Below are 17,571 nucleotides of genomic sequence, written 5' to 3'. Positions count from 1 at the left end.
GTTTAATTTAGAACATTCAGAAAAACCGATTGACATCAGGAAATTATTGCTATAAAATCAACGGTAATTGCATAGTCTTATCAAGAAAAGGTGGAGGGACAGGCCCGACGAAACCTTGGCAACAGCCGTATAGCGGAATTGTGCCAAATCCTGCAGGTAATAATCCTGAGAGATAAGAAAGAGCCTTTAGAGCGTGTTTTCAAACTGCTCCTTTCTTGTTTTCAGGAAAGGGGCAGTTTTTTATTTTGCATAAAGTGAAACTTTAATCAGTGGGGGTTTTGTCCCTCCCTCACTGATTATTAGCCTTCACCAATCGGGCAGTTATCTCCTACCTAACTTCCTCGCATTCGCTGAATTTTGAGGCGGGAGTCTTACTGTCCGCAAGTAGCGGGATAAAAGAAAGGAGAATGAGAGATGGGAGAATCATGGGGAAAAGGAACAATTTGTGTGCAAGGTGGCTATACGCCAAAGAATGGTGAACCGCGTGTTTTGCCACTTTATCAAAGTACAACGTATAAATACGATACTTCAGATGATTTAGCGGCACTATTTAATTTAGAGGCAGAAGGCTATATCTATACGCGTATTGGAAATCCTACTTTAGCTGCATTTGAGCAAAAGTTATCAGATTTAGAAGGCGGTGTAGGGGCTGTTGCGACAGCTTCTGGGCAGGCGGCCATTATGCTAGCAGTTTTAAATATTTGTAGTAGTGGAGACCATCTTCTTTGTTCTTCAACAGTTTATGGGGGAACATTTAATTTATTTGGAGTAAGTTTACGTAAGCTTGGCATTGATGTTACGTTCTTTAATCCAAATTTAACAGCAGATGAAATTGCGGCACTTGCTAATGATAAGACAAAACTCGTTTATGCAGAATCGCTAGGAAATCCAGCAATGAACGTTTTGAATTTCAAAGAACTTTCAGCGGCAGCAAAAGAATTAGAAATACCTTTTATCGTTGATAATACATTAGCGACGCCTTATTTATGCCAGGCGTTTGAACATGGGGCAAACATTATCGTTCATTCAACGACGAAATATATCGATGGTCATGCAAGCTCTTTAGGCGGCATTGTTATTGACGGAGGAAACTTTGATTGGACAAATGGAAAATATCCTGAGCTTGTTGAACCAGATCCGAGTTATCACGGTGTAAGCTATGTTCAAAATTTTGGAGCAGCAGCCTATATTGTGAAAGCACGCGTTCAGTTATTAAGAGACTATGGAAACTGTATGAGCCCATTCAATGCATATATTAGCAATATTGGCCTGGAAACATTGCATTTACGAATGGAGCGCCATAGCGAAAATGCTCTCGCTGTTGCTAAGTGGCTTGCTAATCATGATCGTATTGAGTGGGTGAATTATCCAGGATTAGATAGTAATGAAAATTACTCATTAGCACAAAAGTATTTGAAAAAGGGTGCTAGTGGAGTTTTAACATTCGGTATTAAAGGCGGATTAGAAGCAGCAAAAGAATTTATCGCAAATGTAAAACTGGCAACGCTCGTAACGCATGTAGCTGATGCAAGAACTTGCGTCATACACCCTGCTAGTACGACGCACAGACAATTAAGTGCAGAAAATCAGCGTTTAGCTGGTGTTACATCTGATTTAATTCGTTTATCGGTTGGTATAGAAGATGTTTCTGATATTATTGCAGATTTAGAAGCAGCGCTAGTCGGAGGCAAACAACATGCCGATCATAATTGATAAAGATTTACCAGCTCGCAAAGTATTACAGAAGGAAAATATTTTTGTAATGACGAAGGAGCGAGCAGAAAAGCAAGATATACGTGCTTTGAAAATTGCTATATTAAATTTAATGCCTACAAAGCAAGAAACAGAGGCGCAATTACTGCGTCTAATTGGAAATACACCACTGCAATTAGATGTTCATTTACTTCATATGGAATCACATCTGTCTCGTAATGTAGCGCAGGAACATTTAACGAGCTTCTATAAAACATTCCGTGATATTGAGGATGAAAAATTTGATGGACTCATTATTACAGGAGCCCCAGTTGAAACTCTTTCTTTTGAAGAAGTAGATTATTGGGAAGAGCTTGGGCGTATTATGGAGTACTCAAAAACGAATGTAACATCCACGCTTCATATTTGCTGGGGGGCACAAGCGGGTTTGTATTATCACTATGGTGTGCCGAAGTATCCTCTTGCGGAAAAAATGTTTGGTGTATTTGAACATGAGGTTCGTGAGCAACATGTGAAATTGTTACAAGGGTTTGATGAAGTATTTTTTGCTCCGCATTCTCGTCATACAGAAGTACGAGAGGGCGATATTGAAAACGTAAAAGAATTAACGTTATTAGCCAATTCTGAAGAAGCAGGTGTTCATCTTGTTATTGGGCAAGAGGGAAGGCAAGTTTTTGCACTCGGACATAGTGAATATAGTTGTGATACGTTAAAGCAAGAATACGAACGGGACTGCCAAAAAGGATTAAATATTGATGTGCCAAGAAATTACTTTAAACATAATAATCCAGATGAGAAGCCGCTTGTTAGGTGGAGAAGTCATGGGAATTTATTATTCTCTAATTGGTTGAATTATTACGTGTATCAAGAAACCCCTTATGTATTATAAAAAAAGATTGTGTAACACGTGGCAACGTTTTCTTTGTAAAGATTAACTTATATTTTTCCGAATGTTCAAAAAACATTGTTTTTCAGATTTTTTACTCATATAATTTCATCTAAACACAATTTTTGAGGGGTGGACAGTATTATGAAAGAAATTCAAGTTGGTTTATTAGGCCTTGGGACAGTTGGTAGCGGTGTAGTTCGTATTATTACAGATCATCAAGAACGACTTATACACCAAGTAGGTTGTCCTGTGAAAGTAACAAAAGTACTAGTGCAGAACATTGAGAAAGAGAGAGAAGTAGAAGTACCTTCTACTCTATTAACACAAGATGTGAATGAAATTTTAGATAATCCTAATATTGATGTTGTCATCGAAGTAATGGGCGGCATTGATGATGCAAAAGCATATATTTTACAAGCTTTACAAAGTGGGAAGCACGTTGTGACTGCAAATAAAGATTTAATGGCGTTACACGGAGCGGAATTATTAGCGGTAGCAAAGGATAATAAGGCTGATCTGTTTTATGAAGCAAGTGTAGCCGGAGGAATTCCGATTTTACGAAGCATCGTAGAAGGACTTTCTTCAGATCTTATTACGAAAGTAATGGGAATTGTAAATGGAACGACAAATTTTATTTTGACGAAAATGTCAGACGAAGGGAGAGCATATAACGACGTGTTAAAAGAAGCTCAGCAGCTTGGATTTGCAGAAGCAGATCCAACATCAGACGTAGAAGGTTTAGATGCAGCAAGGAAAATGACGATTTTGGCTACTCTCGGTTTCTCTACAAATGTAGAGCTTGGAGATGTGAAGGTAAAAGGAATTACTTCTATTACAGCAGAAGATATTGAATATAGTAAGAGCTTAGGCTATACAATTAAATTAATTGGTCTTGCAAAGCGAGATGGTGAAAAATTAGAGGTTACAGTTGAACCAACGTTACTTCCAAATACACACCCTCTTGCGGCAGTGCAAAATGAATATAATGCTGTGTATGTGTATGGTGAAGCGGTAGGAGAAACGATGTTTTATGGACCGGGAGCAGGAAGCTTACCGACAGCGACAGCTGTTGTGTCAGATCTAGTTGCTGTAATGCAAAATATTAGGTTAGGTGTAAACGGAAATAGTGCGGTATCTCCTCAGTATAAAAAAGTATTAAAAGAGCCAGATGAAATTGTTGTGAAAAAGTTTTTAAGACTACATGTGAAAGATGAAATTGGTGTGTTTGCAAAAATCACGTCATTGTTCTCAGAGCGCGGTGTTAGCTTTGAAAAGATTATTCAAATGCCGCTTGAAGAGAAAGGGAAAGCAGAAATCGTAATTGTAACGCATCGTGCTTCTCTTGCAGATTACGATTACATTCTACATACATTGCAATCGTATGAAGAAATAGATTGTTTGAAAGCAAACTATCGAATTGAAGGAGATGCTAAGTAGTATCTCTTATCATAAAGTGAAACTTTAATCAGTGGGGGTTTTGTCCATCCCCCACTGATTATCAGCCCGCACCAATCGGGCATTTAGGGGCAGTTATCTCCCACCTAACTTCTTTGCATTCGCTGGATTTTGAGGTGGGAGTTTTACTGCCCACAAATAGCGGGATAAAACGAAAAAACCTATTAAGCGGCTTGCTTAATAGGTTTTTTTCTATTTAAAATTTGCGTACCAACTTGAATAAATGCTTGAATAATCCAACCTGTTGTAAAGGATAAGATAATTGTTCCAAAATAGATTGGCCCATCCAATAAGAAGCTTAATGTTAAAAATAAAAAAGCTAATGAAATTTCTGTTCTTCTAAACGTCCATTTCTTTTTCTCAGCAACAGTTAAAACGAAAGCCTCTTGGGGTGCTGCGCAAAGGTTTGTAGAGACGTAAAGGCCGATTCCGGCTCCGATGAATAGATTTCCACAAATAAGTGTTATATATTTTGGAAGAGAGCGGATAGCGTCCATAATAGTTGTAATAGAACCAACCCAATCAACAAAAAGAGAAATAAGAATCATCGTTACAATTGTGCCGATTGTAATTTGTTTTTTGTCCCAAAAGAGTACGATAAGGGTAAAAACAAAGTTAATCATGAAAATCCAAAAACCAATACTTATGCCGAAATTTTGATATAGTGCAATAAAGAAGGAATCATAAGGGCTAAGTCCAAAGGAAGTAATTGTCGTCATCATATTAATACCGATGGCGAGAATGAGTAAACCGCCAATGAAAAATATATATTCTAATTTGAATCGAAGCATAGTTGTATATCCTTTCAAAATGTATTTGCTAGGAAAGGATATATTGTGAAAAGCTTACCAGGTCAAGGGAGAATTTTTGTGAGAAGAGGAAAATGAGATGACGAATATAAGAAAGATTGCTGAACTCGCTGGGGTATCTGTTTCAACAGTTTCGCGTGTACTTAATAATCATCCGTACGTAAATGAACAGAAACGAAAAGAAATTTTGGCAATTATAGAAGAATTAAATTATACGCAAAATGTAAATGCAATTCATTTAGTGAAAGGAAAAACTAATGTAATCGGTGTTTTATTGCCGCATGTAAATGATCAATATTATAGCGCTATTATTGAGGGAATATCAAAGGAAACAGCACAGAATAATTATAATATGATGCTTTGTCAGACGAATTATAGTGAGGAAAGAGAATTAGAAATTCTAAATATGCTAAAAATGAAAAAGCTTGATGGGGTTATTATATGTTCCCGAGCAAATAGTAAGGAGAAGCTTGAAGAATATACGAAATTTGGTCCAATTGTTATGTGTGAAGAAATAGATTCAAAATACATTTCAAGTGTACATATTGATTACTATAAAGTTTTTTCGCGCGGTATGAAAAGCTTAATAGATGCCGGCCATACACACATTGGATATTGCATCGGAAGAAGTAATAGCATTAATAGTCAAAGAAGAAAACAGGCGTATGAGGATTCGCTTCAACAGATTGCCGTAACACCGTTAGAAGCATGGAATTTTAAGGGCTGTTTTACGGTGGAAGATGGGCGTAATGTAGTCAGGGAATGGGCTCGTATGTCGGTAAAACCAACAGCGTTTCTTGTGTCTTGTAACCATATTGCAGCGGGAATGGTAACAGAAGCGAAAAAACAAGGAATTCAAATTCCAGAAGATATGACGATTATCGGATGTGATGATCAAGAGGTAGCAGATATATTAGGTATTACGACGATTTCACATCCTAGTAAAAATGTCGGGATAAAAGCGTTTGAATTATTATATGAAAAGATTAATGAAGAGAAATTAGATGTGAAGCATGTGGAGTTATTACCAGGGTTAGTAGATAGAGAAACAACTTAATGGAGAAGGTGTGAAAATCGCTTTTCAAAATTGCGTTTGGTATAATTATGGACAATCTATGAGGGCTAAAAGGGGTTTTGATATGAGATCAAAAGTAGTAAAAGTAATTCTACTCATTACAATTGCATCTTTCTGTTTATTTGCATATGGCTTTGTTTCAGGTGTAAATGATGTATTAAATCCGAAAGCTTCAAATTTAATAAAAAAGACCGATGTAGTGGCAAAAGAGAAAAAGAAAACGGGAACGTTACAAATAGTTAGTTTAGGTGATTCATTAACACGTGGTGTTGGTGATAAAGAAGGAATTGGCTATATTGGGCGTATGAAAGAGGATTTACAAAAAGATTATAAGCAAAAGGTTGCATTAACAAACTTAGCTGTTAGTGGTGCAAAAATGCCTGACTTATTAAAACAAATTGAGAGTAGTGGCGCTCAATATTCAATTAAGCAAGCAGATGTAATCGTTTTAACAATTGGAGGAAATGATTTATTTCCAGGTTGGGAATCGCTTGGAAAGATAGATTTAGAAACATACCGTCCTGATACAGCGACGTTCCAAAATGAAGCGAAGAAAATAATAGAAGAAATTCGTAAGTTAAATACAGATAGCCCTATTTTTTGGCTTGGTTTATACAATCCTTTTGAAGATGTAGAAGATTTAAAAGGTTCTTCAAACATCGTTGTAGACTGGAATGCATCTTTAGAGAAATTAGCGCTAAATGCTAAAAATGTATATATTACACCGACATTTGATTTATTCCAAAATCGCGGGAAAGATTTATTATACTCCGATCATTTTCATCCGAATGAAGTAGGGTATACATATATGGCAGACCGATTAGTTCAAAATGTTGCGAGTAAATTAAAACTAGAACAAGGAGGGGTAAAATGACGACGATACTTTCCGTACGAGACGTGAAGAAGGTAATTGGAAAGAAGACAATTGTAGAGAATATTTCCTTCGATGTAAAACAAGGGGAAGTGTTTGGTTTCCTAGGGCCGAATGGTGCTGGAAAAACGACTACAATTCGAATGTTAGTTGGGTTGATTAAAGAAACAGAAGGTACGATTTCTATCGGTGGTTATTCTATTAAGGAAAATTTCAGAGAAGCGATGCGTCAAATAGGGAGTATCGTTGAAAACCCAGAACTGTATACATATTTAACTGGATGGGAAAATTTAAAACAATTTGCCCGTATGCTAGGTGGTATATCAGATGAACGTATTCTTGAAATTGCTCAAATGGTTCATTTGGATGAAAGAATTCACGACAAGGTAAAAACATACTCACTCGGTATGAAACAGCGCCTTGGAATTGCCCAGGCGCTTCTTGGAAATCCCAAGTTGCTCATATTAGATGAGCCAACAAATGGTTTAGACCCAGCTGGAATTAGAGAACTTAGGGAATTTATACATAAGCTTGTGAAAGAAGAAAATATGAGTGTATTTATTTCAAGTCATTTGCTAAGTGAAGTACAAATGATATGCAATCGTGTTGCTATTATTCATAAAGGAAAAATGATAACAGTTGCACCTATTGAAGAGTTAATTAAAACAGCAAGTGATCGTGTAGAATGGATTGTTACACCGATCTCTAAGGCGAAAAATATGCTTGAAGATGCTGAGGAAGTAAGGGAAGTGAGTATAGAAGGTGACCGATTACTATGCCGCATGGATATTGCATCTATAAGTAGTTGGAATAAACTCTTTGTAGAAAATGGGATAGATGTGCATAGCGTTAAGGAACTGGTATTTACGCTAGAAGATTTATTTATTGAACTCACAAGGGGTGAGCAGCATGCGTGAATTTGCGAATCTAGTTTTAAATGAATCGGAGAAAATTTATCGTAAGAAACGTATTTTTGTTGTCATGCTTATTTTAGCAATCTTGATCCCACTTTTTGTGTATGCTCAGTATCGTGAAATAGAAACGACGCAAAAAAGACTCGGTACAACGGATTGGAAAGTTTCATTACAACAACAAATTGTTGATTCACAGAACCGTTTGAATAACTCTAGGTTGCCAGACGAATGGCGTGATTGGTTAAAGGTAAGAGTGGAGCAACAACAATATTATTTAGATCATGATATTAACCCGATGGCACCGGGCGCACCGACTTTTGTAAGAGCATTTATTGAGCAAGGAATTACATTGTTTATTCCGCTTCTTGTAATGATTGTTGCTATTGATATTGTTTCAGGAGAACGAAGTGATGGGACGATGAAGATGTTACTTACGCGGCCGATCCGGCGCTGGAAAATACTTCTTAGTAAGTACGTGACGATGTTATTTTTCATTTCACTCATACTGCTTCTTGTAGGTTTGTTTGCTTATGTATTATCCGGGCTTGTATTTGGATACTCTGGATGGAACTTACCTGTTTTAACAGGGTTCGTCATTGATAAGGAGACATTAAATACGAATTTTGTACATCTTATTCCGCAGTGGCAATACATCTTAATGGCGTATGGATTAGCTTGGTTTGTTGCTATCGTTGTCGGAACTATATCATTTATGGTCTCTGTTTTAATTCGTAATACACCAGCTGGTATGGGCGTTATGCTAGCCGCATTAATTGCAGGAGGCATTTTAAGCTCATTCGCAACATCTTGGGAAGGTGCGAAATATATTTTTAGTGTGAACTTAACGTTAACGGATTATTTATCAGGAAAATTACCTGCATTACAAGGGCTATCGATGGGATTTTCTTTAATGAATTTAACGATTTGGGCAGTTGTTTCCCTTATTATTTCGTTTGTAGTATTTACAAAGCAGGATATGGTGAATTAATTGGACAGGAAGTGAAAGCATGGAAACAGTTTTAAATAATGATTGGGGGCCATTAGTGGCACCCGAATTTGAGAAAGAATATTATTATACGCTAGCTAATTTTTTGAAAGAAGAGTACAGTACACATGTTGTTTATCCAAAGGTAGAAGATATTTTTAACGCTCTTCAGTATACAAGTTATGAAAATACAAAGGTTGTCATTTTAGGACAGGATCCATATCATGGACCGAATCAAGCGCATGGTTTAAGCTTTTCTGTACAACCTGGTATTAAAACACCACCGTCATTGTTAAATATGTATAAAGAACTTCGAGAGGAATATGGTTATGAAATTCCGAATAACGGTTATTTAGTAAAGTGGGCGGAGCAAGGAGTTTTATTATTAAATACTGTATTAACAGTTCGACAAGGTGAAGCAAACTCTCATAAAGGAAAAGGATGGGAGCATTTCACAGATCGCGTAATTGAGCTATTAAATGAACGTGAAAAGCCAGTTATTTTCATATTGTGGGGCCGCCATGCTCAGGCGAAGAAAAAGTTAATTACGAATACGAATCATCATATTATTGAATCCGTGCATCCAAGTCCATTATCAGCAAGACGTGGTTTCTTTGGCAGTAAACCGTATTCTAAAGTAAATACGATTTTAGATAATATGGGTGAAAGAGAAATTGATTGGGAAATTCTAAATATATAAACGTAAAAAAGGTAGTTAACAATTGTTAACTACCTTTTTACTATTACTGTTCATTTTTTAGTTTTGCATCTAGTACAAAAGTACCAAATGGGATAACTGATGCAGCAAGTGCGCCAAGTGCCCATAAAATTGATTTACGGTGTACGATTGTTACTTGAATTACCGCAAAGATAAATAGTATAAATAGAACTCCGTGAGCCATACCTGTAATTTTAACGGCTGTTGCAAACCCCGCGAAATATTTTAATGGCATTGCTACAAATAATAGTAATAGGAAAGAAATCCCCTCAACTAAGCCGATTGCTCTTAATCGTCCGATTGGTGTAGATAACATGAAGTATCCTCCTTTAACGTATGCTTGTATATAGTAAATTTGTATTCTTTTTCAAAATAAAATAGTCTATTTTGTTCCATTATATACAAAAAGAAAGTTTACACTACGAGAATAGTGCAAAGTTCAAAATATAGTCACAAAAGCATTGTAATTTAAATAAAAACCTATTTGAAGTATTTGACTTCAAATAGGTTTTATGAATGAAAATATTAAACAAGTACTTCCGTTTTTAAAACGAATTTCTCTACAACTTTTGCAACACCATCGTTCATATTTGTATCTGTCACGTAGTTCGCAATTTCTTTAATATCATCTGGTGCATTGCCCATTGCAACGCCAAGACCAGCAAATTCAATCATAGCTTGGTCGTTATAGCTATCACCCATTGCGATAACCTCTTCACGCTTAATACCAAGTTTTTGGATTAGTTGGTTTAGGCTTGTTCCTTTTGTAACACCATATTCAGTAAATTCTAAGAAGAATGGTTTTGAACGCATTACGCTTAATTGGCCTTCTAGTTGTTTTTGTAGTTTCTTTTCTACTTCAACAAGGCGTTCAGCTTCTTTGTTCATTAATACTTTTACTACAGGATCTGTTACAGCGGCTTTAAAATCATCTACTACAACAATTGGCATACCAGTAATGTCACCCTCAATTTCGGTATACGGGTTATTTTCTTCTGTCACGATATCATCGCCAATATAAGTATGAATCCAAACGTCTTCAGTTTTACTAATTTCAAATAGGTTGTGAACGATCTCAGGAGATAGCGTACTACTAAAGATTTCTTCATTTGTTTTACAGTTAATAATTTTTGCACCGTTAAAGGATAGAATGAAGCTACCGTATTCTTCTAAACGAAGTTCTTTTGCAACATTGCGCATACCAAACGTTGGACGCCCAGAAGCCAGTACAACTTTAACTCCTTGCTCTTGTGCTGTCATTAAAGCCTCTTTCGTACGAGGTGAAATGGTATGGTCATCGCGTAATAAAGTATCATCTAAATCTAAAACAATCATTTTATAAGTCATATAGAAAATTCCTTTCTTTGTTGGAATAGAAATAAATTTTTATGAAGATATTGGAGAATATATAGTAAGACATCGAACCTCTTTGCATGAAGATAAGAAAGGTTCTGCATTGTTAGTATAAAATATCATGAGCGTGTTGCCCATGATATTTTATACCGCTATTTGTGGGCAGTAAGACTCCCACCTCAAAATTTGGCTGGAGCAAAGAAGTTAGGTGGGAGATTAACTGCCCGTAAACGCCCGATTGGTGTGGGCTAATAATCAGTGGGGATGAACAAAAACCCCACTGATTAAAGTTTCACTTTATCATTATCGTAACAACTCTAAAGGTAGAGTGCAATAATGGAAGTTTTCCAATTTACGATAGTTGCTTTTCGTTCGAACGAGAAAATAGTATTTCCAGCAAAATAGCCATAACAGACCCAAGAACGAGACCGTTACTTAAAAACGATGCTAAAAATGGTGGTAGCGTAGAAAATGCTCCTGCCGGAATGAACATAACTCCCACTCCTGTAAATATTGAAAGACCTGCTACTTTAAATAATTGTTCTTTATTTTGTACAGTGTTATATTCGCGAAAAGCGAGACCAATCATGCTTGCAAATACAGGGTAAATCGCAGCATACCCAACTGCAACGGGGATTGCTGCAAAGAATGAAGTAATCTTTGGGAATATACTAACAAGAATGATAAAACTTGATCCTAACATAAATGGAAGGCGTTTATAAATATTTGTCGTTGCGATAAATCCTGCTGATCCAGAAATGGCAACAGGACCAATGGCTGAAAATAGACCACCTAGTAATTGATTTATTCCTGTTATAATGCCAGCTTGTTTGAAGCGATTTGGAGCGGGATCTTTTTCATATTTAGAAACAACCTTTTGTACAACGCGAATGCTTGCTAACATATTTGTTAGAAGTAGTAGTGTGACGAAAACTACTGTAATTGCCATGTTCCATTCAATGCGAGGCATTCCGAAAACAAATAGAGATGGAAGACGAATTATATCTGTCACAGGTGTTACTGGATTAGATAATCCGAAGCATGCGAATAATATCCAGCCGAAGACGATACTGAAAAGAACGGAATATTGTCCAATAATAGGTAGCTTCATAATGAAAAAAGATAGTAAAATAACAATGAGTGAAAGAATAAATACGTTAGCCTGTACTTCTGTGTGTTGTCCATCAAGACCAAACATGCCTTTTAAGAAGGAGCCACTAAGTTGTGCGACGAGAAGGAATAAATATGTTCCAATTACTGTCGGTGTAAAGTAACGAACTAGTTTATCGATAAGTCCAAAAACACTAAGAATAATACAAATGATTCCGCTTAATAGGAAAGCGTACTGGAGGACCTTAAGCGTTTCATTGCTTGATCCAAATAATACGACGCCTAAACTTGCATAAAGGGAGAAGATTCCCCACCAAAGGCCTGCAGGACCTTCTTGAATAGGAAGTTTATGCCCAAATATAGCTTGCAAGAGACCAGCAAATCCGAGAACAAATAATGTTCTTTGTACAAACGCGATGGCTTCAGCGCCATCAAGACCGTAACTAGTTGCGACACTAATTGGTACAATAAGACTTCCAGCTAAAATAAATAGTGCCCATTGCAAGGCAGAAAGAAATATCTTCATTATATCGACCTCTTTCATAGATTCCGTTTCTAGTATATACGTATTTCATTTCCTCTGGCAAAGATTGTAGATAGAGAAAAGAGTTGAAACATAATATGAATGCACGTAAGCAATTATGGATAGCAGTTGTATGTATGACCTTTGTTGTAATTCTAGGAACGCTAGGATTTATGATAATTGAAGAGATTAGTTTATTTCAAGCATTTTGGATGACGATGATTACTGTATTAACTGTTGGATATGGAGATGCGGTTCCTGTAACGCAGGCGGGAAAAGTTTTTGCTCTTCTTATTATACCTATTGGCGTCGGTATCGTTACGTATGCAATTGGGGTAGTAGCAGCTATGCTTATTGAAGGGAATTTATTTCATGCAGTGCGGAGGAAGAAGATGGATAAACAAATAGCACAGTTAGAAAATCATATTATAGTGTGTGGATGCGGTAGAGTAGGGCTTCAAGTTGTACATGAATTGCAGGAAAAGAAAATGCCATTTGTAGTTGTGGATAAAGATGAAAGTATATTGGAGCAGGAAAAACTTTTATATGTACACGGGGATGCAACGGAAGATCAAGTATTACATAACGCTGGAATTTCGAAGGCAGCGGGTCTAGTTGCTATCGTAGCAAACGATGCTGAAAATGTATTTATTACATTAACAGCAAGGGGATTGAACGATGCAATTAAAATTGTAGCAAGAGCTGAAAAGCCAGAAACAGAAGAGAAATTACGACGCGCTGGTGCAAATAAGGTCATTAATCCATCTAGTATGGCAGGAATTCATATTGCAAAAGGTATTGCGAATCCGCTAACAGTTCATTATATTGATACAGTACTGTATGGAATAGAACAATCATTTGTAATTGAAGAAATTTCAGTCGGAAACGATTCTATCTTAGTCAATAAATCGTTACTAGAAAGTGATGTGAGAAATCAATTTGATGTAACAATTTTGGCTATTTTAAGGGATGGAAATATTATTCATAATCCAACGGGGCAGGAAAAACTGCAAGAACGTGATATGATAATAGTATTTGGTTCAGTAGAGAAACTGGGACAATTTGAGAAAGAATTACAAAGTACGAGGTGATAAGGAATGCAAATATCTAGCGACAAGATTTTAAATAAAATGGCGAATGAAATTGCAAAGGCAAAAAGTAGTGAAGGGCAAAAGTCTAAAGAACATTTATTAGTTGTGCGAGCATTATGTGATTTATTATTAGATGAACAAGTTGAATCCCATACTTATAGAGAACCACAAGTTCAATCACAAATAATCGGATCTCAGCCTATGACAACAGTTCAGCCGGTGATGCCGATTTCTGGAGAGCCAGTATATATAAAAGAAGATGATGCAAACGGTAACTCTTTATTGGACTTTTAAAAGCACAATCGTTTGGCTTATATGAAAAAATTGCTTATGATAAAAGTAAAAAAGGGGAATTAAGATGAAAATTTTCTTTTTACTAGGTTGCATTGCAGCGGGATTATCCGTTGCATTAGGGGCTTTTGGAGCACATGGTTTAGAAAATAAAATTTCTGCAAAAATGTTAGAAGTGTGGAAGACGGGCGTTACATATCAAATGTTTCATGCAGGGGGCTTATTTGTAGTTGCTTTATTAATGGACAAAATGCAATCATCACTTTTAAGCGCTGCGGGTTGGTTTATGGTAGCTGGGATTATTATGTTCTCAGGCAGTCTTTATGCATTAAGTACAACAGGTATTAAATTCTTTGGCCCAATTACACCTCTCGGTGGTGTAGCGTTTATTGTGGCGTGGATTTTAGTCGGAACTGCAGTTGTAAAAGGGTTATAAAAAAACAAAAGCTGGCATTTGCCAGCTTTTTTTTATGGTCTTGGAGCATAAGTTGCTTGTTGGGCAGGTAAATACGCAATTTCTCCTGGGAATTCTACATAATCTAAGTAAATCATTAGTAGCAAATAGCGCTTTCCAGATTTCGGTTCACTAATTACAATATGATCACGGCCAGCTGCCTCGATGATCCCTGTATAAGATTGTGTACCAAGCGAACTACCACGTTCATAAGTCATTACAACTGTAGCCGGCTTGCCTTTGTTTAAACGAAGGATGTTTTCAATATACGATTGCTCTAGTGGTAACATACCTTGAGAAACTGCAAGTTGAGCCTGAGCAGCTTGTTGTTGCATCGCTTGCTGCTGTTGCTGTTGCCCAGGAGTCATTTGTTGCGGTTGTACATAAGTTCCAGATGGTTGATAAAAACCTGTTCCGTAGTATGGGTTTTGTTGCTGTGCCATTCAAAAATCCCTCCTCATTTTCATTCCTTAATATACGCCAGGACAATCTTCACCAGATGGTTGAAAGAAGCAATGCTTTTTAAAACGTCCAGAATTTTGTTGGTCATACCAAGTTGGCGGGCAAGGACCTTCAGGTCTAAAGAACCATAAGGCAAAATTGGCGGGCCAAAAACGTTGTCCTTGAATGGTCCGTCTTGCTAATGCGATATCTTGCTCTCTCGCTCGCTGATAAAAATACCCTTTTTGAGTTGCCTCAAAACCACCAGGATTTTGATAAACCATTTGACGTAAATTACGTATTTTTTTAAAATCTAAACAATTTCCGCGGACACGATTTACCCCAACGTTTCCGACCATTAACATTCCTTGTTGCCCTTCTCCTTCGGCTTCAGCACGCATCAGTCTAGCTAATAACTTTACATCTTCTTCGTTATAAGCAATAACACCCATTATGTGTCACCTCTCTTTTTGGAATACCCTTTGGAAAGAGGTTTTTTCTAGATGAAGTGTGGAACAATTACTAGTTCATACGTATGAGAAAAAGGACTCGGATATGACAACCAAACGAAGTTTTACATTGAGAGAGGAAAATAAAAAAGCTAGCGTGTGCTAGCTTTTTATCATTAAAATATTTTGGACCATAAGTTTGAGAAGAAATCACCAACGGAACGCATTGTTAATACGAACCAATTTGCTTTTGCTACTTCTTCTGTCGTTTTTGCAGCAACTTTCATACTTTTAGTTCCATCTAAAAATCCGTATTTATCAGTTGGCTCTAAAACGATGGAACCAACCTTTGCATCTTTCTTAATAGGAGCAACTAAATGTCCATCTTCAGCGAGTGACTTATCCGCTTCAGTAGAAATTTTGTAAGGTGCTTTGCTACCTTTTGCAGTAACTACTGTCACTTCTTTTTCTGGTGTAACTGTTACGTAGTCTTCTTTCCCTTTTACTACAGAAATTTTGTTGTTTTTATCTATTTTTAATTTCTGTTTTTCGAAGTTATTAAACCCATATTCAATTAATGCACGAGATTCTGTGAAACGCTCATCCATTGATTTTGTTTTAATAATAACTGAAATAAGGCGTAAATCACCACGTTTTGCTGTAATAGTGAATCCATATCCAGCAGTATCAGAACTTCCTGTTTTTAAACCATCTGCTCCTTCATAAGCGAAAGCAGCACCTGGTAACATCCAGTTCCAGTTTTCCATACGAATTGGTTTCGGATGATTATCTGGGAAGTTTCTAAATCTTTGTTTTGTATCCTCTAGCATTTCTGGATACTTTGTAATAATTGTTTTTGAAAGAATACCCATATCGCGAGCTGACATAGAGTTTTCTCCATTCGGATCAGTTCCTTCAGGATGTTTCCCTTTTAAATCAGCGTTATTCAACCCAGTAGCGTTTACAAATTTATATTTCTTTAACCCTAGTTTTTCTGCATGTTCATTTGCAAGATTTAAGAAGTTTTTCTCACTGCCTGCAAGTAATTCTGCTAAAGCAATACTAGATCCATTCGCAGAGAAGATAACGATAGAATGATATAATTCTCTTACAGTATATTGGCGTCCCTTTTCGAACGGTACGTTAGAGAATTCATTATTACGTGAAACTTCATAAGCGTAATCAGAAATGTTTACTTTCGTATCCCAAGTGATTTTTCCTTCTTTAATTGCTTCTAATACGGCATAAACAACAATTAATTTTGACATACTAGCGATAGCTAGTAATTCATCTGGATTTTGTTCATGCAGTATTTTTCCTGTATCTGCATCAAATAGAAGTGCAGCAGCTGCCTCTATATGTATTTTTTCTTCTGCATGGGATGTTGTTACTCCTAAGGAAGAAATTGACAATAGAAACGCTAGTAAAATAGACAAGATTTTCTTCATATACATTATCACCTTCGCATCGTTATTAGCATATAGCTCGTACCATTTTAGCATAAATTTGGATGTGAAAAGGTTACAATCTTACAAGAAATTTGAAAAGAATTTGTCGATTTTTGTTCAAATTTGCAGAGAAAAGAAGTTTTTTGAGAAGAAATATAGAGGATAATAAAAAAAGGAACGAAATTCGTTCCTTTTTCATTATTATATGTGTAAAAATTTCTCTACTTTTTCGCCTGGTAAAATGTTCCCAACGAAGAATGTACCGAATTCACCGTAACGAGCACTTACTTCATCGAAGCGCATTTCATATATAAGCTTCTTAAATTGAAGAACATCGTCAGCGAATAATGTTACGCCCCACTCGAAATCGTCGAATCCGACTGATCCTGAAATTACTTGGCGTACTTTCCCTGCGTATTGGCGACCGATTTTACTGTGACTGTACATCATTTTTTTACGTTCTTCCATAGGAAGCATGTACCAGTTGTCATTACCTTGGCGACGCTTATCCATTGGATAGAAGCAAATATGATTTGCTTTTGGTAACTCAGGATATAAGCGAGCTAAGATTTGTGGGTTTTGGTATGGATCTTCATCAGCTGGAAGGTAGTTGCTTAGTTCAACAACAGATACGTAAGAATATGCAGGAACTAAATATTCAGCTAATGTTGTTTTATTTAATTCTGTTTCGATTTCATTTAATTCTTCCATTGTTGGACGTAAGATCATCAGCATAATATCTGCTTTTTGACCAACAACTGTATACATTGCATGACTGCCTTTTTTTGCAGCAGCTACTTCGTTCCATTTTTCAACGACATTTAAAAATTCAGACACTGCTTGTCCGCGTTCGTCACTAGATAATGTTTTCCATGCTGCCCAATCAATAGAACGTAAATCATGTAAACAATACCAGCCATCTAACGTTGTTGTTGCTTCACTCATTCTATTCACCTCAGTTAATGATATTTTACACGTTAAC

Annotated in this window: 19 protein-coding genes and 1 riboswitch; of the genes, 11 read left to right on the top strand and 8 right to left on the bottom strand. The window is 36.6% G+C overall.

The genetic code is table 11. The features are described from left to right. Positions 1–74 precede the first annotated feature (74 nt). Positions 75–179, top strand: a riboswitch (SAM riboswitch). Positions 180–414: 235 nt separating this feature from the next. From LUS72_RS26740 to LUS72_RS26730, 3 genes are all read left to right on the top strand, one after another. Then, a complete protein-coding gene (locus LUS72_RS26740) occupies positions 415–1,713 on the top strand; it encodes a bifunctional O-acetylhomoserine aminocarboxypropyltransferase/cysteine synthase (protein ID WP_097831412.1) in 1,299 nt (432 codons plus the stop codon). Next, positions 1,697–2,602: a homoserine O-acetyltransferase MetA gene (metA, locus tag LUS72_RS26735; RefSeq protein WP_097831413.1), complete on the top strand. Its 906-nt coding sequence runs from the start codon at positions 1,697–1,699 to the stop codon at positions 2,600–2,602. Before LUS72_RS26740 ends, metA begins: the two co-directional genes overlap by 17 nt. Before the next feature lie 141 nt (positions 2,603–2,743). Further along, complete coding sequence (locus tag LUS72_RS26730) at positions 2,744–4,039, top strand: homoserine dehydrogenase (RefSeq protein WP_097831414.1); 1,296 nt, start codon at positions 2,744–2,746, stop codon at positions 4,037–4,039. Positions 4,040–4,221: 182 nt separating this feature from the next. On the opposite strand, the gene LUS72_RS26725 is transcribed toward LUS72_RS26730, so the two are convergent. Beyond that, positions 4,222–4,848, bottom strand: coding sequence for a YczE/YyaS/YitT family protein (locus LUS72_RS26725; protein ID WP_097831415.1), 627 nt, complete (start codon positions 4,846–4,848; stop codon positions 4,222–4,224). A 97-nt stretch (positions 4,849–4,945) separates the two neighbouring features. On the opposite strand from LUS72_RS26725, the gene LUS72_RS26720 reads away from it, so the two are divergent. From LUS72_RS26720 to LUS72_RS26700, 5 genes are read left to right on the top strand one after another with little or no spacing between them, the layout of a single operon-like run. Continuing rightward, on the top strand, positions 4,946–5,923 hold the full coding sequence (locus tag LUS72_RS26720; protein WP_264448479.1) for a LacI family DNA-binding transcriptional regulator: 978 nt from the start codon (positions 4,946–4,948) through the stop codon (positions 5,921–5,923). Positions 5,924–5,933: 10 nt separating this feature from the next. After that, the gene (locus LUS72_RS26715; protein ID WP_141533519.1) at positions 5,934–6,815 is read left to right on the top strand and encodes an SGNH/GDSL hydrolase family protein; all 882 of its coding nucleotides are present in this window, start codon (positions 5,934–5,936) and stop codon (positions 6,813–6,815) included. Further along, positions 6,812–7,729, top strand: coding sequence for an ABC transporter ATP-binding protein (locus tag LUS72_RS26710; protein WP_097831418.1), 918 nt, complete (start codon positions 6,812–6,814; stop codon positions 7,727–7,729). Before LUS72_RS26715 ends, LUS72_RS26710 begins: the two co-directional genes overlap by 4 nt. After that, complete coding sequence (locus tag LUS72_RS26705; RefSeq protein WP_097831419.1) at positions 7,722–8,714, top strand: ABC transporter permease subunit; 993 nt, start codon at positions 7,722–7,724, stop codon at positions 8,712–8,714. The genes LUS72_RS26710 and LUS72_RS26705 overlap by 8 nt, the downstream gene beginning before the upstream one ends. Positions 8,715–8,733: 19 nt before the next feature. Beyond that, positions 8,734–9,411 carry a uracil-DNA glycosylase gene (locus tag LUS72_RS26700; protein WP_097831420.1) on the top strand — a complete coding sequence of 226 codons (678 nt, stop codon included), beginning with the start codon at positions 8,734–8,736 and terminating at the stop codon, positions 9,409–9,411. Positions 9,412–9,454: 43 nt separating this feature from the next. On the opposite strand, the gene LUS72_RS26695 is transcribed toward LUS72_RS26700, so the two are convergent. The 3 genes from LUS72_RS26695 to LUS72_RS26685 form a co-directional block, all read right to left on the bottom strand. Next, positions 9,455–9,745: a DUF3817 domain-containing protein gene (locus tag LUS72_RS26695; RefSeq protein WP_071770537.1), complete on the bottom strand. Its 291-nt coding sequence runs from the start codon at positions 9,743–9,745 to the stop codon at positions 9,455–9,457. A gap of 209 nt (positions 9,746–9,954) precedes the next feature. Continuing rightward, on the bottom strand, positions 9,955–10,776 hold the full coding sequence (locus LUS72_RS26690) for a Cof-type HAD-IIB family hydrolase (RefSeq protein ID WP_097831421.1): 822 nt from the start codon (positions 10,774–10,776) through the stop codon (positions 9,955–9,957). A gap of 358 nt (positions 10,777–11,134) precedes the next feature. Then, on the bottom strand, positions 11,135–12,418 hold the full coding sequence (locus tag LUS72_RS26685) for a purine/pyrimidine permease (RefSeq protein ID WP_141533520.1): 1,284 nt from the start codon (positions 12,416–12,418) through the stop codon (positions 11,135–11,137). 95 nt (positions 12,419–12,513) lie between these two features. On the opposite strand from LUS72_RS26685, the gene LUS72_RS26680 reads away from it, so the two are divergent. The 3 genes from LUS72_RS26680 to LUS72_RS26670 all read left to right on the top strand — a co-directional run bounded on the left by LUS72_RS26680 (position 12,514) and on the right by LUS72_RS26670 (position 14,233). Further along, the gene (locus LUS72_RS26680; RefSeq protein ID WP_141533521.1) at positions 12,514–13,506 is read left to right on the top strand and encodes a potassium channel family protein; all 993 of its coding nucleotides are present in this window, start codon (positions 12,514–12,516) and stop codon (positions 13,504–13,506) included. Between the two features lie 6 nt (positions 13,507–13,512). Next, entirely contained in the window at positions 13,513–13,800 is a 288-nt protein-coding gene (locus tag LUS72_RS26675) for a YwdI family protein (RefSeq protein WP_097831424.1), read from the top strand. Between the two features lie 64 nt (positions 13,801–13,864). Next, on the top strand, positions 13,865–14,233 hold the full coding sequence (locus LUS72_RS26670; protein ID WP_097831425.1) for a DUF423 domain-containing protein: 369 nt from the start codon (positions 13,865–13,867) through the stop codon (positions 14,231–14,233). A 32-nt stretch (positions 14,234–14,265) separates the two neighbouring features. Here the strand turns inward: LUS72_RS26670 and gerQ are convergent, their stop codons facing one another. The 4 genes from gerQ to hemQ form a co-directional block, all read right to left on the bottom strand. Then, the gene (gene gerQ / locus LUS72_RS26665) at positions 14,266–14,694 is read right to left on the bottom strand and encodes a spore coat protein GerQ (RefSeq protein ID WP_097831426.1); all 429 of its coding nucleotides are present in this window, start codon (positions 14,692–14,694) and stop codon (positions 14,266–14,268) included. 27 nt (positions 14,695–14,721) lie between these two features. Next, a complete protein-coding gene (cwlJ, locus tag LUS72_RS26660; RefSeq protein ID WP_002198736.1) occupies positions 14,722–15,144 on the bottom strand; it encodes a cell wall hydrolase CwlJ in 423 nt (140 codons plus the stop codon). A gap of 173 nt (positions 15,145–15,317) precedes the next feature. Continuing rightward, the gene (locus LUS72_RS26655; protein WP_141533524.1) at positions 15,318–16,595 is read right to left on the bottom strand and encodes a serine hydrolase; all 1,278 of its coding nucleotides are present in this window, start codon (positions 16,593–16,595) and stop codon (positions 15,318–15,320) included. A gap of 195 nt (positions 16,596–16,790) precedes the next feature. Continuing rightward, positions 16,791–17,534: a hydrogen peroxide-dependent heme synthase gene (gene hemQ / locus LUS72_RS26650; RefSeq protein WP_264448478.1), complete on the bottom strand. Its 744-nt coding sequence runs from the start codon at positions 17,532–17,534 to the stop codon at positions 16,791–16,793. Positions 17,535–17,571: the final 37 nt, after the last annotated feature.

Source organism: Bacillus cereus, assembly GCF_025917685.1.
Lineage (GTDB): Bacteria > Bacillota > Bacilli > Bacillales > Bacillaceae_G > Bacillus_A > Bacillus_A cereus_AT.
Note: the sequence above shows the minus strand (reverse complement) of the source record. Positions and strands in the feature narration are given on the sequence as shown.

What these genes read in the sequence shown, in the direction of transcription:
- LUS72_RS26740 (WP_097831412.1), top strand. Translation starts at nt 415, where the DNA reads ATGGGAGAATCATGGGGAAAAGGAACAATTTGTGTGCAAGGTGGCTAT.
- metA (WP_097831413.1), top strand. Translation starts at nt 1,697, where the DNA reads ATGCCGATCATAATTGATAAAGATTTACCAGCTCGCAAAGTATTACAG.
- LUS72_RS26730 (WP_097831414.1), top strand. Translation starts at nt 2,744, where the DNA reads ATGAAAGAAATTCAAGTTGGTTTATTAGGCCTTGGGACAGTTGGTAGC.
- LUS72_RS26725 (WP_097831415.1), bottom strand. Translation starts at nt 4,848, where the DNA reads ATGCTTCGATTCAAATTAGAATATATATTTTTCATTGGCGGTTTACTC.
- LUS72_RS26720 (WP_264448479.1), top strand. Translation starts at nt 4,946, where the DNA reads ATGACGAATATAAGAAAGATTGCTGAACTCGCTGGGGTATCTGTTTCA.
- LUS72_RS26710 (WP_097831418.1), top strand. Translation starts at nt 6,812, where the DNA reads ATGACGACGATACTTTCCGTACGAGACGTGAAGAAGGTAATTGGAAAG.
- LUS72_RS26705 (WP_097831419.1), top strand. Translation starts at nt 7,722, where the DNA reads ATGCGTGAATTTGCGAATCTAGTTTTAAATGAATCGGAGAAAATTTAT.
- LUS72_RS26700 (WP_097831420.1), top strand. Translation starts at nt 8,734, where the DNA reads ATGGAAACAGTTTTAAATAATGATTGGGGGCCATTAGTGGCACCCGAA.
- LUS72_RS26695 (WP_071770537.1), bottom strand. Translation starts at nt 9,745, where the DNA reads ATGTTATCTACACCAATCGGACGATTAAGAGCAATCGGCTTAGTTGAG.
- LUS72_RS26690 (WP_097831421.1), bottom strand. Translation starts at nt 10,776, where the DNA reads ATGACTTATAAAATGATTGTTTTAGATTTAGATGATACTTTATTACGC.
- LUS72_RS26685 (WP_141533520.1), bottom strand. Translation starts at nt 12,418, where the DNA reads ATGAAGATATTTCTTTCTGCCTTGCAATGGGCACTATTTATTTTAGCT.
- LUS72_RS26680 (WP_141533521.1), top strand. Translation starts at nt 12,514, where the DNA reads ATGAATGCACGTAAGCAATTATGGATAGCAGTTGTATGTATGACCTTT.
- LUS72_RS26675 (WP_097831424.1), top strand. Translation starts at nt 13,513, where the DNA reads ATGCAAATATCTAGCGACAAGATTTTAAATAAAATGGCGAATGAAATT.
- LUS72_RS26670 (WP_097831425.1), top strand. Translation starts at nt 13,865, where the DNA reads ATGAAAATTTTCTTTTTACTAGGTTGCATTGCAGCGGGATTATCCGTT.
- gerQ (WP_097831426.1), bottom strand. Translation starts at nt 14,694, where the DNA reads ATGGCACAGCAACAAAACCCATACTACGGAACAGGTTTTTATCAACCA.
- cwlJ (WP_002198736.1), bottom strand. Translation starts at nt 15,144, where the DNA reads ATGGGTGTTATTGCTTATAACGAAGAAGATGTAAAGTTATTAGCTAGA.
- LUS72_RS26655 (WP_141533524.1), bottom strand. Translation starts at nt 16,595, where the DNA reads ATGTATATGAAGAAAATCTTGTCTATTTTACTAGCGTTTCTATTGTCA.
- hemQ (WP_264448478.1), bottom strand. Translation starts at nt 17,534, where the DNA reads ATGAGTGAAGCAACAACAACGTTAGATGGCTGGTATTGTTTACATGAT.